Source organism: Methylobacterium komagatae, from assembly GCF_042661665.1.
Classification (GTDB): domain Bacteria; phylum Pseudomonadota; class Alphaproteobacteria; order Rhizobiales; family Beijerinckiaceae; genus Methylobacterium; species Methylobacterium komagatae.
Genome location: NZ_JBHSWN010000001.1, coordinates 2,976,715 through 2,989,481, shown reverse-complemented (window position 1 = coordinate 2,989,481; position 12,767 = coordinate 2,976,715). Strand labels below are relative to the sequence as shown.

20 protein-coding genes and 1 pseudogene are annotated in these 12,767 nt (G+C 71.4%); 3 read left to right on the top strand and 18 right to left on the bottom strand.

The window, feature by feature from the left end; translation table 11 throughout:
• Positions 1 to 6: 6 nt before the first annotated feature.
• Both ACFQE0_RS14795 and ACFQE0_RS14790 read right to left on the bottom strand, forming a co-directional pair.
• Entirely contained in the window at positions 7 to 906 is a 900-nt protein-coding gene (locus tag ACFQE0_RS14795) for a BRO family protein (RefSeq protein ID WP_378970915.1), read from the bottom strand.
• A gap of 2 nt (positions 907 to 908) precedes the next feature.
• Positions 909 to 1,574: a hypothetical protein gene (locus ACFQE0_RS14790; protein ID WP_378970913.1), complete on the bottom strand. Its 666-nt coding sequence runs from the start codon at positions 1,572 to 1,574 to the stop codon at positions 909 to 911.
• 15 nt (positions 1,575 to 1,589) lie between these two features.
• Here ACFQE0_RS14790 and ACFQE0_RS14785 point away from each other — a divergent pair.
• A pseudogene (locus ACFQE0_RS14785) lies at positions 1,590 to 1,871 on the top strand (helix-turn-helix transcriptional regulator); the annotation flags it as partial.
• A gap of 138 nt (positions 1,872 to 2,009) precedes the next feature.
• Here the strand turns inward: ACFQE0_RS14785 and ACFQE0_RS14780 are convergent.
• The 15 genes from ACFQE0_RS14780 to ACFQE0_RS14710 form a co-directional block, all read right to left on the bottom strand.
• On the bottom strand, positions 2,010 to 2,240 hold the full coding sequence (locus tag ACFQE0_RS14780) for a hypothetical protein (RefSeq protein ID WP_378975749.1): 231 nt from the start codon (positions 2,238 to 2,240) through the stop codon (positions 2,010 to 2,012).
• Positions 2,237 to 2,425, bottom strand: a complete 189-nt coding sequence (locus ACFQE0_RS14775) for a hypothetical protein (protein WP_378970911.1) — start codon at positions 2,423 to 2,425, stop codon at positions 2,237 to 2,239. Before ACFQE0_RS14775 ends, ACFQE0_RS14780 begins: the two co-directional genes overlap by 4 nt.
• Before the next feature lie 175 nt (positions 2,426 to 2,600).
• Positions 2,601 to 2,747 (bottom strand): hypothetical protein, encoded by a 147-nt coding sequence (locus tag ACFQE0_RS14770; protein WP_378970908.1) that lies wholly within the window; start codon positions 2,745 to 2,747, stop codon positions 2,601 to 2,603.
• A gap of 270 nt (positions 2,748 to 3,017) precedes the next feature.
• Positions 3,018 to 3,569: a hypothetical protein gene (locus ACFQE0_RS14765; protein WP_378970906.1), complete on the bottom strand. Its 552-nt coding sequence runs from the start codon at positions 3,567 to 3,569 to the stop codon at positions 3,018 to 3,020.
• 2 nt (positions 3,570 to 3,571) lie between these two features.
• On the bottom strand, positions 3,572 to 3,892 hold the full coding sequence (locus ACFQE0_RS14760) for a hypothetical protein (protein WP_378970904.1): 321 nt from the start codon (positions 3,890 to 3,892) through the stop codon (positions 3,572 to 3,574).
• Between the two features lie 5 nt (positions 3,893 to 3,897).
• Positions 3,898 to 4,185, bottom strand: a complete 288-nt coding sequence (locus tag ACFQE0_RS14755) for a hypothetical protein (RefSeq protein ID WP_378970902.1) — start codon at positions 4,183 to 4,185, stop codon at positions 3,898 to 3,900.
• 2 nt (positions 4,186 to 4,187) lie between these two features.
• Entirely contained in the window at positions 4,188 to 4,397 is a 210-nt protein-coding gene (locus ACFQE0_RS14750) for a hypothetical protein (RefSeq protein WP_378970900.1), read from the bottom strand.
• Positions 4,394 to 4,615, bottom strand: a complete 222-nt coding sequence (locus ACFQE0_RS14745) for a hypothetical protein (RefSeq protein WP_378970897.1) — start codon at positions 4,613 to 4,615, stop codon at positions 4,394 to 4,396. Before ACFQE0_RS14745 ends, ACFQE0_RS14750 begins: the two co-directional genes overlap by 4 nt.
• Before the next feature lies 1 nt (position 4,616).
• Positions 4,617 to 4,796: a hypothetical protein gene (locus ACFQE0_RS14740; protein WP_378970895.1), complete on the bottom strand. Its 180-nt coding sequence runs from the start codon at positions 4,794 to 4,796 to the stop codon at positions 4,617 to 4,619.
• Complete coding sequence (locus ACFQE0_RS14735) at positions 4,796 to 5,905, bottom strand: glycoside hydrolase family 108 protein (protein WP_378970893.1); 1,110 nt, start codon at positions 5,903 to 5,905, stop codon at positions 4,796 to 4,798. Before ACFQE0_RS14735 ends, ACFQE0_RS14740 begins: the two co-directional genes overlap by 1 nt.
• Positions 5,865 to 6,212: a hypothetical protein gene (locus tag ACFQE0_RS14730; protein WP_378970890.1), complete on the bottom strand. Its 348-nt coding sequence runs from the start codon at positions 6,210 to 6,212 to the stop codon at positions 5,865 to 5,867. Before ACFQE0_RS14730 ends, ACFQE0_RS14735 begins: the two co-directional genes overlap by 41 nt.
• On the bottom strand, positions 6,205 to 6,660 hold the full coding sequence (locus tag ACFQE0_RS14725) for a hypothetical protein (protein WP_378970888.1): 456 nt from the start codon (positions 6,658 to 6,660) through the stop codon (positions 6,205 to 6,207). The genes ACFQE0_RS14730 and ACFQE0_RS14725 overlap by 8 nt, the downstream gene beginning before the upstream one ends.
• Positions 6,657 to 6,908 (bottom strand): hypothetical protein, encoded by a 252-nt coding sequence (locus ACFQE0_RS14720; RefSeq protein ID WP_378970886.1) that lies wholly within the window; start codon positions 6,906 to 6,908, stop codon positions 6,657 to 6,659. The genes ACFQE0_RS14725 and ACFQE0_RS14720 overlap by 4 nt, the downstream gene beginning before the upstream one ends.
• Positions 6,905 to 8,350 carry a hypothetical protein gene (locus tag ACFQE0_RS14715; protein ID WP_378970884.1) on the bottom strand — a complete coding sequence of 482 codons (1,446 nt, stop codon included), beginning with the start codon at positions 8,348 to 8,350 and terminating at the stop codon, positions 6,905 to 6,907. Before ACFQE0_RS14715 ends, ACFQE0_RS14720 begins: the two co-directional genes overlap by 4 nt.
• Before the next feature lie 148 nt (positions 8,351 to 8,498).
• On the bottom strand, positions 8,499 to 10,556 hold the full coding sequence (locus ACFQE0_RS14710; protein ID WP_378970881.1) for a hypothetical protein: 2,058 nt from the start codon (positions 10,554 to 10,556) through the stop codon (positions 8,499 to 8,501).
• Positions 10,557 to 11,147: 591 nt separating this feature from the next.
• Between ACFQE0_RS14710 and ACFQE0_RS14705 the strand changes: the two genes are divergently transcribed.
• Positions 11,148 to 11,486, top strand: coding sequence for a hypothetical protein (locus tag ACFQE0_RS14705; RefSeq protein ID WP_378970879.1), 339 nt, complete (start codon positions 11,148 to 11,150; stop codon positions 11,484 to 11,486).
• 111 nt (positions 11,487 to 11,597) lie between these two features.
• Complete coding sequence (locus ACFQE0_RS14700) at positions 11,598 to 11,900, top strand: hypothetical protein (RefSeq protein ID WP_378970877.1); 303 nt, start codon at positions 11,598 to 11,600, stop codon at positions 11,898 to 11,900.
• A 132-nt stretch (positions 11,901 to 12,032) separates the two neighbouring features.
• On the opposite strand, the gene istB is transcribed toward ACFQE0_RS14700, so the two are convergent.
• Entirely contained in the window at positions 12,033 to 12,764 is a 732-nt protein-coding gene (gene istB / locus ACFQE0_RS14695) for an IS21-like element helper ATPase IstB (RefSeq protein ID WP_465264089.1), read from the bottom strand.
• Positions 12,765 to 12,767 lie beyond the last annotated feature (3 nt).

The following is a 12,767-nucleotide window of genomic DNA, read 5'->3' as shown; positions in this document are numbered from 1 at the left end:
CGTCTTCTAGGACGCGCTGGCCAGCCGGCGTGATGACCAGCTGCCGGGTCTCGACGACGCTGCCCGCGACGTCGACGGCACCCATGGCGTGCTCGACGAAACCCCGCTCCTGCCCCCAGACCGTGGCCATCCACGGCCCCTTGCGGCCGGCTCACGGCTGTTACGCCGGCAGATCCAGCCCCGCCGGTCCAGCAGCTCGAACACGCGCTTCGGCTTGAGCCGGGTGTCGCGGGCGAAGTCCGTGACGGTCTTCGACCCCCGGGCGCCGGCGATGCGCTCGTAGGCGACCGCCTTGGGCTGCAGGACCTCCACGCGGGCCGCCGAGGCCTCCGCACGGTGCGTCACGACCGTCAGGGCCCTGCCCATGTCCAGCATCTCCTGATCTGAGAGGCTGGCCACGTCCTCGGCCTCGATCCGGGCCTGGCGCTCCGCCGCGGCGATGGCGCGGAGGTTGTCGACCTCCTCCAGTTTGCCGAGGAGGAGGCGACGCAAGGTCTGGTTGTCGTCGAGGTCGGGCGCCCCGTAAGACCCGTGGTGCCTGACTTGGGGCAGGACCTCGGACGTCACGAAGCGCCGGAACCGGTGCGGGACGGTGCCCGGGGTCGTGGCGCCCCGGCAGCGGAGGATCAGCGTGTAGAGGCCGCTCTCGCTGATGATCGACACTTCCTGGGGGCCGCCAGGGGTGTCGGTTAAGGCGACCCCCTTCTCGTCGGCGTCGAGCTTCAGGATGGCATCGCGGTGGTTGGCGATGTCGAGGGCCGCGCAGGCCTCCTTGGCGACGAACCAGGGCGCGCCGTCGCGGACGATGACCGTGAGCGGGCGGAGGTTGAACCGGAACGACAGGGCCTGGACGGACGTGGCGGTCTGGACGGGGGCGCCCATCAGAGCGGGGGTCAGCGCGTTCATGATCAGGCGACCTTCGGACCGGGGGTGACGGGGGCGGCGGTGTCGACGGCGAGGCAGACGAACGTGAGCTCGTCGGGGAGCAGGAATCCGGGGCGAACGTGCGTTCCGACGACGAGGGCGCGGTCGACGCCGGGCGTGCCCTCGACGTATCGGCTGGCCTTGGCGATGGCGGACTGCCCGACGCCGCCGGGCGCGTAGAGCCACGGCAGGACGCGGCCGTCGGCGAGTTCGATCCAGCCGTCGAGGTCGTGGGTGCGGGAGTAGAACGCCACGTGCTTGGCGGGGCGGGCCCCGGGGACGAACAGGGTGGGGTTCGCGCGGAACGCCTCGCACAGCATCACCATCATGCTGGCGTCGGCCCGCTCCTGCTCGATCTCGCAGAGCAGCTCGCGGGTGTCCTCGATCGGCATGGCGCGGTAGGCCCGCTCCATGACCATGGAGTGCAGCTCGTGGTGGTAGGTGGCCGGGCGTTCGCGCAGGGCGGCGTGGGTCTCGGCCGGCGTCGAGCTCGGCCAGCAGGGCCTGCCCCTCCAGCCAGGTAGCCTCGGCGGCACGCTCGGCGGCGCGCAGCGCGAGGGCCTGGGCTGCTCGACGTTGGTCACGCCGAGCACGTCGAGGGGGCGCGACAGCATGGTGTCCATGGTATTGCTGGGGATGGGCTCGGGCATTCGGGTGATCTCCGGATGGTCGACCAGGTCCCCGGGATGGCAGTCCCGGGGGCCGCCTTCGGTAAGGGTTCGTTCACCGAATCGGCTGCATGCCTAGGATACATGGGCTGCCGTAACCGAAGCAAATTCAGCCTAGGTGAAAGACGGCCCTTCCGCCGAATCCTCGGCCGTGGCACGATCCGGACATGTACCCGACCCCCGCACAGGCTCCGCGCCGCGCGCGCCCTCCTGAACCTCACACAGGACGATGTCGCCCGTCGGGCCGGCCTATCGTCGCGTACGGTGATCTCGGCTGAGCAGGGCAAGACCGGGAAGGCGACGCTCGGGTCGCTGATGGCCGCCTACATGGGCTCGGGCTGCGCTTCGACGGGACCCCCGACGGGAACAAGCTCACCGTCACCTACGATGCTGCGTCGGTCTACAGCGCTGAACCGGTCAAGCCATAAGGGTACTCACACGGTGAGCCCCCTTTGCGGGCGAATCGGTCAGCCGGATCCGGGCGTAGAGGGCCCGGCCGGAGACGCGCTCCAGCACGGCGGCGATCCGGTCCCGGGCATCGGCCTGCTCGTCGGCCGAGTAGCCCCGGACGGGCGCTGAGCCCCCCATGCTGCGCAACAGGTCGACCTGACGCGCGAGGGCATGCCGATCGGGGCCGGGCAGCGTCACGAGCAATCCCCGGCCGGGGCGGCATCCTGCCCGGCAGCGGCCGCGCGGAGGTCCTGGACAGCCCGCTCCAAGGCGGCCTCCCAGACCCCGGGCAGAACCCGGTCGGCGGGCAGTTCCATGAACCGCCGGCGCCCATCGACGAGGGCAGCTGCGGCAGCTAGGACGGCGGCGACCTCCGGGCTCACCGGTGGCCCCTACGCCGGCGGAGCGGGGTGACGGCCTGGATCGCCGCGGCGACGTCGGCCTTCGCGGGACCGGCCGCCGTCGGCTCGCCCAGCAGTGCGCGATACACCTCGGGCCGGACCAGCGGAGCCGGCTCGGCCGCGTAGCACGCCGGGGCGACGAGGGCGGCCGCGGGGGTCATTTGCTGCTGCGCCTCGCGTCGGCCTCGGCCTTGGTCAGCAGGGAGTCGATCGAGCCGAGGTTAGCCTTGCAGGCCTGCGCGACGTACCGGGTGTCCAGGGTCCAAACGGTCTGCTCGTCCTGCGTCGCAGTGTCGGCCAGCACCGGTGGGACGTCGGGGCACTTCCTCCACGCCAGAGGAACCTGCGGCACGACCAGGACCTGCTGCCTGACCACCGTCGGCGGCGGGGGCGCGACGGGCGCGGCCGCGGCGCCAAGGGTGGCTCGACGTGCGGGGCAACGGAGGCGGTGGTGTCGACCTTGGTCGCGCAGGCGCCGAGGCAGAGGGCGGCCACCAGAGCCGCGAGGGTGAGGATCCGGGTCATGGGTTCACTCCCTTCCGCAGCACGCCCAGGGCGTCGCGCATGCTCCGCGTCATGGGGGCCGACCCGGGCGGGCCCTCCCCCTGCCCGCGGGCAGGCACGCGACCCGGGACGCCTTTGCGGATTCGGTCGCCCGGCGCGCAGCATCAAGGGCCTCGGCGTAGCGGGCGTCCGACGCGAGGTTGTCCCGGCCGTGCTTGTCGACCTCGGCGGCGAGGCGGACCTCGGCGCGGTGGAGGCGGCCGGCCGCGTCGGCGTTCCCGTTCGCCAGGGCCTCCGCGGCAACAGCCTTGGCCTGCCACGCGGCGGTGACGCCGGCCTGGGCGGCTTCGCCCTTCCGGTAGGCGTGCCAGGACGACCCGAGCACCAGTCCGAGCAGCAGGAGAGCCCCGCCGATGGCGAGCGCCGCGTCGAGGGCGAACCGCGGGCGTCGGGTTTGGGCCCTCACAGCGGTCCCTGCCGCAGCCGAGATGCCCTCGACGGCGCCGCCGGCAACAGCCTCGACGGCGTCCACGATCGGGGCGAGCCGGGGCCGCGGCAGGGCGATCGCCGGCAGCTTGGGGCGCCAGGCCAGGACGGCGCTCAGGATGGTGCGCAGGTTCATGGTCAGGACTTCCTCTTCCGAGGCTTCGGCGCCGGATCCCAGACGGGCAGCGCCGTCTTGGCCTCGATCGACCACGAGGGCGGCGGCAGGTCGTCCGATGCCAGGTAGACGGGCAGGTCATGTCCGACCGTGGTCAGAACCGGATCACCCTGCGCGACCTGGGTGAACTCGGCGACCTGCCGGACCTCGACCGGACTGGTCACCTTGATCGGCTCCGGCCGCGTGCCCCAGACCTCGGCGGCCAGCTCCGTGGCCAGCATCGGGATCCCGAGGGCCATCCCTGTCCAGAAGGCGGAGATCTTGTAGGGGTTGAAGGCGTCCATCGGGCTCAGTCCTCGCACTCGTCGTCGAGATCGCGAGCGGAGCGGTCGAGCGGGCTCGTCACCTTCCGACGGCTCCAACGGCTGTCAGGGCGGCGCTGGTAGTCGACCGTCAGGGTCTCGCGCGTGCCGTCGGGGTGGACGACGGTGCGGACGCGGAAGCGGCCGCCGGTGAGCATCGGCTCGCCGAGGACCTCGGGGCCGCCGGGCCCGGCCGGCTGGAGGATGAGGCAGGTCGTCTCGGTGTAGACCTGCTCCTCGATCGTGGCTGGCGTGGTTGTCACTGTGGCGACCATGGTCAGTGCACCTTCCTGGCGGCGGCTTCGGGCGAGGCGGGGGTGAAGAGGCGGGCCTCGCCGTCATGGTCGACGGCGAAGGCGGGGAAGCCCTGGCAGGGGCAGGCCGGCGGCTTGGCACGGGCCCGCAGCACGGAGCAGACCTCCGTGACGAGGGTGTAGAACGCCAGGTAGGTGAACAGCGCGACGAGGCAGATGGCGATGGAGGTCACGAGGCGGCTCCTGTCGGCTCGGCGGGGGGCGGGCTGAGGGGCTCCCACGGGCCGCCCGGTACGGCCTGGGCGTCGATCGCCTGAACGACTTGCCCGCCCGGGGCGTAGGTCACGCGGATCGTCCGCCCGGTCCGCATCCAGTGACCCGGGTCCGTGGGGTGGGGCAGCTGCTCGTCGAAGGTGACGACGTAGGAGGCGGGAGCGGGCGCGTCGGCCATGTCAGGATCCCTTCCTGCGCGGGGCGGCCGGAGCCGGCATGGTCGGCAGCACCGGGGCGGGACCCGGCGCCTCGGACGGGCACGCGAATCCCGGCCGGACGCCCCCCGACGGCGTCGGCCACGCCAGGCTCAGGCAGAGCCGGACCGCCAGCGGCAGCGCGAGGGGCAGAGGGCTCGCCATCAGGCCGGCACCGCCTCGGCCGCGACCGCGTGCTCGACGTGCGTCGGCTCGGGGATCGGAGGCAGCTTCGGGCCGGTGCCCTCCGGGTCGGCCGGATCCTCGGCGATCGGCCCGAGCCGGCCTCGGCCGCGTCGACGCTTGCGAAGAACTCGCCGTCCGCGGAAGGGGTCTCGACGGCGGCGGCGAACGGGCGCGGCAGGGGCCTCAATCGGGGCCCCTGCGGGATCCGGGGCCCGGGCGGCGCGCGGGATCCGCGGGATGTCGCCGTTGCCCTGCGCGAGCTGGATGGCCTTGGCCATGGCCGCCAGGACGCCGAGGACGGTGAAGGCGACGAACGCCCACTTGAACACCGGGGCGATGTCCTGGAGAGCGCTGAACGTCGAGGCGTACTCGGAGGCCTGCTCGCCGACGGCCGAGGCGACCGAAAGGATCGCCGCCTTGCCCGGCAGCGTCCGGGACACGGCGACCTTCGCGGCGCGGGAGGACGGCGCCGGCTCCGGGAGCGTCGAGACCACCGGCGCAGGCGCCGAGGGCAAGGACATCCGGGTGGCGACGACCTGGACCTCGCCCACACGCCGGGTCCAGCCATTGCCGAAGTGAGGCCAGTCGTCGAGGGTCTTGAGGTACCTCAGCCGCATGGCGGAGAGGTCGGCAACCAGGCGGGCGACGTCGGTGACCTTCGCGAGGGCCTCAAGGGTCTTGGCCCCGATGCCGCCGTCGATGTCGCCGGCGTACAGCTTGCGGGCCTTGAGCAGGGCCTGGAGGAACCGCGCGGCGCGCCCGGCGCCGCTGTTCACCGCGAAGTCGAACAGGGCGTAGTCGAGGCCCCGGGGCAGCAGGTCGGCGCGGATCCGGTCCCAGAACTCGGACCGGTAGATCGCCGTCGCCTCGGGCCGGCCGAGGGCCTGCACGTCGGCCGCGGTGACCCGCACGCCCCGCCATGCCGACAGCGTCGTCTGGGTGATGCCGAGGTTCGTTGGGCCGCCGTTGTCCCCTGGTCGTTCACGTAGCCCGCCTCGTGGGCGAGGACGTAGGCGATCGCGGGGCTGAAGGATTCGCGCGCCATGGTCAGGTCCTCGACCGGTTGCGGCGGCCGGGCTGGCCGGCATGGTGCGGGGCGGCCGGCGGGGTGGATCCACCACCACCGCTGCCGAGGCCGCGCAGGATCTCGCCGTGGTCGTGCAGCGCCCGGGTCAGGTCGGTGCCGGTCCGGATGAGCGTGAAGCCGAGGTCACGGTCCGCCGGGTCGAGCGAGATGCGCGGGAAGGCGGGCGTTTGCTCGGCCGGACGACGGGCTTCCTTGATGCGCGACGCGACGTAGGTCGCGAGCGCGAGGATGCCCCCGACGAGGATCGTGCCGATCGCCTTCAGGGCCTCGGCAGGCAGCCCGAGGATCTCGATGAGCCACTCAGCCACGCGTGGCTCTCCTGACGATGCGGGCGCGTGCATCGTTGGCGCCCTGGTCCCAGATCGCGCGCAGGGCGCAGTAGGCGTCGACGGCGGCGAGGACGCCGTAGGCCCCCACGCCGGTGTTCCAGCCGGGGTAGCCGTCGTGGGCGAGGAGCCAGGCCAGCCAGGTCCAGACGCACGCCCCGGTCGTCGCGGTGATGAAGCGGATCGCCGGGCTGTGGTGCTTCGAGCCGTTCACCCAGAGGGCGATCATCCGGATGACGGACACGCCGAGCAGGGTGGCCCCCCACGTCCCCTCGGGGGCGATGGCGCCGAACGCGTAGAAAGTCGGGCGCGAGAACGTCGCGCCGGGCAGCAGCAGGGCGACCGCGACGCCGAACAGGACGAGCGCGCCGACCCACTCGGCCTCGCGCCGCTTGTGCTGGGTCTGGAAGGGCAGGCCGTCGAGGGTCACGGTTTGGCCTCCGGCTCGACGGCAGGGGCCGCGGCCGGGGCCTCGGGCTCGGCCGGGGCGGGCTTGGCCTTCGAGGTGGCGGCGGGCTTGGCCGAGTCGAGGTCGGCGTGGCGGACGATGCCGCGCTTGCCGCAGCGGCCGCAGTGGACCTCGGACCAGTCCATGCCGGTGCCGAGGAGCGGGCGGATCCCCTCGCGGCAGGCGGCCGGGCTCTCGCAGCCCTCGAAGGTGAAGGGGGCGTCGGTCATGAGCGGTAGTCCGCGTGGAGCACGCACGTCGCGCGAGCCGGTTCGGCCGAAGGTTCGCGCACCTGGTTCTTGGCCAGCACGGTGACGACGCAGCGGTCCCGGATGACGAGCTTCAACCCGTTGACGATGACGGCCTGCGCCCTGTTGGCGACGCCGAGGCCGCCGTACTCGCCGAGCGTCTTCCGGACCCGGCGCACGTTCACGCCGCGATGGGCGAGCTCGGCGATGGCGGCGGTGTCGTCCAAGGCCTCGTCGACCACCACGCCGATCGCCCGCTCGGCGAAGCGCCTGACGGCGTGGTCGGTGGCCTTGGCCCGGATCCCGCGGGGATTGCCGCGCTGGGGGGCTTGGGCGTGGATGGTGGACGGCACGGGTGCCGGCGTCGGGGCTGGCTGCACGGGGATCGCTCCTGTGCCCCGAGCGTCCCCCGGCGCCCCGAATTCGGATAGGCCCGGTTCCCCATGTCGTGGGCCTCCCGGTCCCGGCCGGGCGGCCTGGTAGAGGTGGCGGGCGTTCTTGAGCTGGTGCCCGAGGTTCTCGTCGAGCTGGGCTGCCATGATCTCGGGCACGCGCGAGGCGGCGTCCTCGCAGGCCTCGGTCCACGGCTTCTGCAGGATCGGCCGGTAGCGTGCCTTGTCGACGGCGAGGAACAGCACCCGCGGGTGGTCGACGTCCTTCAGACGTCGCCCGATGCGCTTGAGGTCCCCGCCCCGGGTCTGGATGACCTGGTCCAAGGCCGAGTGCCCCCGATGCAGGACGTCCTGCTCCGTCACGGGCACCCGTGGCGGCCGGGCGATGTAGCCCTCGTGCGGCTGCCCGTGGATGGTGATGTTGCCGTAGTAGACCCCCCAGCGGCTCTGGGTGCCGGACCGCTTCGGCGCCCTGTCGGCCGAGACCTCGCGTGCCAGCCGGGACAGGAATGCCCGGGGTACGCCGCCGTCCTTCGTCGGCCGGACGCCCTGGGTCTTGGTGATGTTGTCCCACCAGGGGATGAGGATCCGGTTCTGCGCGAGCCCGACGTCGCCCGGCAGGCGGACGTTCGTCTCCATGCCGAAGCTGTACTTCAGGTACGCCGACTGCTTGGCCTTCACGAAGACCTGGGCGTAGACGTCCTCTGAGCTGCGCTCGCCCCTCTCCAGGGCGTTCAGCTCCGCCTTGCTCAGCCGCTTGTAGGCGACCGCGGATTCGGTCCACCGCGACCTTCTCTTCAGCGTCTGGTGGAAGCGCCACCTGATGTTCTGGGTGGCCTGCTTGGCGACCTCGTCGACCGCCCAGCCCGCGGCGCGCCTGTACTTCGCCATCCCCCGGGAATGGTCACCCATGCCGACGGTGGCGACGAACTGGTCGCGCCACCGCTCAATGTCGGCCGCGAGGTCTACGGCGAGGTCGACGCCGTCGAAGTCGCCGAGGTTGAAGCCGGAGGAGGATTGCCTGCGTGCCATGCCGGGGAGGCTGCCACAGGGCCCGTGTCCCGGTCAGCGCCACGCGGGGGCCCGAAAGAGATGAAGGCCCCCCCGCACGCGGCGGAGGGGCCTCCGAGATGTGCTGCATCTCGCCCGTACCCCAGGCGACCCGACAATACCGCGTCGCCTAGGCAGCCACAAGCGCGGGGGGACGGCGCGGCGTCGACCAGCCACCCGAGGCGTCCAAGTAAGCCTCGGCCTCGCGAGCCAGGTCGAGAGGCGGCAGAGGAGCCCTGCGGACGGCCGCCTGACGGGTCCGAGACCTGTCCCGGCCAGGTCGGCGCCTAGCACTCCGGGAGGCGATGGATGACCGGGTTTCGATGTCCTGACGGGCCTGCTCGGCAAGCGCAGCGTCCTCCGGGCTGACGGCGGCGCGGTCGGTCTCCAGGCGCCACTCGCTCGTCCAGCCCCGGCACAGGACGCCCTCGTACCGCGTCCACGACCACCGTCCCGTGCCGGTCTCGACGACGACGTGGAAGGGCGTGAAGCGGGTGATCCGGATCGGGCCGGATACGATCTGGGAGGCGGGGCGGGCCTCACGCGAGGCAGAGCCCACAATATAGCGTGACGCGAACCCGACAGGCTCGCCAGCCTCATCGCTCCCGGTGGCGTCAGCCATGACCTCGTTCTGCGTCTCGGCCATGACGGAGGACCGCCGCAGAGCCTCGGCATCACGGGCGGCCGTCAAGGTCTCTACATCGATCGCGCCGCCGAGCCCGTACTCGTCGGAGGCGAGGCGCATGGCAGATAGGACAGCCTCCTTGCCATGCTCGTGGAAGGCACAGATTTCGGCGAGGCTCCATCCCTCTGTGCGCTGCCCCAACGCCCACATGCCGATCCAGAGCCGACGCTCGGCCGAATCCGAGGCGCTCTCGATCCCGAGGCGACGGCGGCGTGCCTGCTGCCTCTCGGCCGGGGTCATGGCCTTGCCGCCGCCGGGGAACAGGGGTCGCAGGCCGAACCTCTCAGCCTGCTCGACCTGGATGTCGAGCAGGTCCACCATCGTCGCGGCCGCGTGGTTGTAGAGGACGGTCTGCTCGACGCCCTTGAACTCGTCGGTCTCGCCAGCCTCGTGGCGGCGCTGGCGACGGTCGAGTGTCCCGAGGGCGCTGATCGCCTCCTTCAGGGTCAGGCCTGCGAGAGGAGCGAGCTCAGCGGCCCAATCCTCTCGGCGTCCACCCCGGACGTGCGCGGTCGCGTTCGCGGTGAGGAACAGCCAAATCTCGCGCTTGCCCTTGGGCGGGCCGCCCATGCCGTTTCGCCACGCGTGGAGGTCGCGCAGGATGCCGACCCATCGTCCGGCCGGCCCGGCATGGCGACGGGGACGCGCAGGGGCCGAATTGTCGTTGGCGGCCGCAGCGGTTTGGGCCTCAGCACGGGCCCTTCTGCGCTCCTCGATCTCGCGCCGGGACACGGGCAGGATGGCGTCGGCCAAGGCGTGGAACGTGTGGCGCGTCGCGTCCGAGAACGACGCAGGAGCGATGAGCCGCGCCATGCTGCCGGACTTCACGTTCATGCTTCCGACGAGCCGCACGACGCGGGCGCTGTCGCGGCAGACGCGGTCGACGCCGGCGTCGCGGAACACGCGCCACATGGGCAGGCGCTTGGCCTCGATCGCGTCGAGCTCGCGGTCGGCGTGCCTGCGCTTGACCTTCGGCATGCCGTTCGTGGCGAGGTCGGGCCCATGCAGGGCATCGTAGACCGCGCGCACGCGCGCCCACGCGGCAGCCTTCACGCCGTCGCATGCCCACGTCCCCTGTAGTCCACATCCCGAGGCGACCCAGATCGAGGGCAGCGGGATTCCGGCGGCGACCATCGCCTCGATCAGGACGTCGCGCACGGCCTCGGGCGCCCATCCATAGAAGGGCAGGCTCTCGTCTCGCTGGTAGTCCCAGTCGAGGACGAGCGAGCCGACCGACTTCAGGCACTCACCCGTGCGCCGGCGACCCCAGAACCTGTTCAGGCTGCTGTACCGATCATCGGCGGCATGCTGCCTCAGGACGGCATCGGCCGGGTCGAGCGTCTCGCCCTCGAAGCGCTCGCCGTCGTCGTCGATGACCTTCGTCCCGACCCAGGCGCGCCCGACGGAGCCCTTGGGGTGCAGCCATGCGACATGGGCTGCCCGGAGGTGGGCGCGGGTGGCATCGCAGGGGGTGGTGGATGTCTGCGCGTTCGCCGTCATCATCTGGGGTCGGATCGAGCTGACGATGGGGCAGCACACCCATCGACATCGAGGAGGCTAGCCGCGTCGCTGGCAATCTCCAAACCGGGGATCCTGCGGCCGACTACTGAGCCTGCCTGCACCTAGGAGGCGCCCCATGGATGGGGGCTGCCCAACCCCGCCATGGGCCATCCCGCGCGCGAATCGGATGGCCCGTCGACCCGGCGCGCCGTGACCTGGATCGGGACACGCACGCGCCGGCACGGTCGGCCCCGTGGTCAGGGAAGCCGGGATCGAGGGCATGCGCGCGTGGAGTGGACGGCCGCCGTCGGCGGAGGGTGAACCTGCCGCCGCGCGGGGGCACTGCCCCCTCCCCTCCGGGCAATGGAAACCCCACGCTGCTCGCCGAGATGATAGCAATCTCCTTTCGGTTTTTGTCGGGTTCAGAGTGACCAACCCGGGGCGACCCAGGGTACGTGGGTGATCCTAGGGGCTAGACGGGCGTCGGGAGGGGAAACAGGGCCTATCTCGGGGCCTTTCCAACAAGTCATTGGCAAGACCAACGTTGTCGATGGCGCCCTGGACGAGGGTGCGCTGAAGGCCGCGCTGGGCCTTTTGGCGGAGCACGGTATCCACCTGTACGAGCGCGATGCATCCGGCAATCGGGAGCTATTCCTGGCGGCGCCGGCCGAGACGCTCGTTCCCGCCTGCGCGGTGCCCGGGTTGCTCATTTTGGCCAGGCCCCGGCTCCGTTGGCCGAAGCGCCTTTCCGGCAACCCGAAGATCGGACGGCTGAAGCGAGTGCGGCCCCCGGAGTTACAGGCCGCTCGGGACGACCGGCCGGCCAACCTTTCACACAGGGTGAGGTTCGAGCGCCGCATCCCGGTTGGCGACGCCATCGAGGATTACTACCCCCAGGTCATCCCGGACGGGCTCTGGAAGGGCGCCCGGTAGGCTTCGGATAAGGTGGCGCGGCCGGGCAAGGGAAACACCGGCGGCCGGCGAGGGACTGTCCTCTCGAATCTTTTCGGGAGCCTGCCTGTTTGCGACGCCTGCGACAGCCCGATGAACTACCGGGACAGGGGCCCCCGGAGCACGCCCTGCCTGCGGTGCGCGGGCAACCGCAACGGGACCTGCGGCAAGGAGAGCCGGCCCCGTTACCACTCTCTGAAGCGGGCGGTCCTGTCATGGGCGATCCTCGCGGACGCCCCGCCGCCGGAAGCCGGCGCACCCGCGAACGAGGCCCTCGCGATTGCCGAGCGGCTCCGCGACCAGGCGGCCGCGATCGTCGACCGGCTGATCGCGGCAATCAAGCAGGGCGCAGCGCTCGATTCGAGGCTGAGCCTGTCAAACAGCGTTGAACTTTGACCCTGGATCGGCGTCGAACTTTGACCCCTCTGGCGTGTGTGCCTCGACGCCCCTGATCAGACCGGCGTAGCGGGTCGGGGTAGCGCAGCCGGGCTGATCAGGGGTCCAGCAGGCGTGCCGAGTGTGCGGGCTTCAGGCGCGGTTCTTGAAGCGCCAGCTCTCGTTGCCGGTCTCGACGATCTCGCAATGGTGAGTGTGGCGGTCGAGCAGTGCCGTGGTCATCTTGGCGTCGCCGGCGAACACGCTTGGCCATTCTCCGAAGGCGAGGTTCGTGGTGACCACGATCGAGGTGGTTTCGTAGAGACGGCTGATCAGGTGGAACAGCAACTGCCCACCCGACTGTGCGAACGGCAGGTATCCGAGTTCGTCCAACACCACGAGGTCGAGCCGGGCGAGATGGTCCGCGATGCGGCCTTGCCGGCCGGCACGCGCCTCGGCTTCGAGCCGATTGACGAGGTCGACCACGTTGTAGAACCGGGCCCGTGCCCCGTCCCGGATGCAGGCCCGGGCGATCGCGATGGCGAGGTGGGTCTTGCCCGTGCCGGTGCCGCCGACCAGCACGACGTTGCGCTGATGGGCGAGGAACTCGCCGCCAGCGAGGTCGCGCACCAGGATCTCGTTGATCGGCGTACCATCGAAAGCGAACTCGGCGATGTCCTTGGCCAGGGGCAGCTTGGCGATCGTCATCTGGTAGCGGATCGAGCGCGCCTGCTTCTCGCTGATCTCGGCCTGGAGCAGGTCGCCGACGATCTGCTGGGGCTCGTGCGTGCGCTTCACGGCGACCTTGATGATCTCGTCGTAGGCAGCCTTCATCCCGAACAACTTCAACTCGCCCATGGTGGCGAGGATCTGCTGACGTTCCATCAT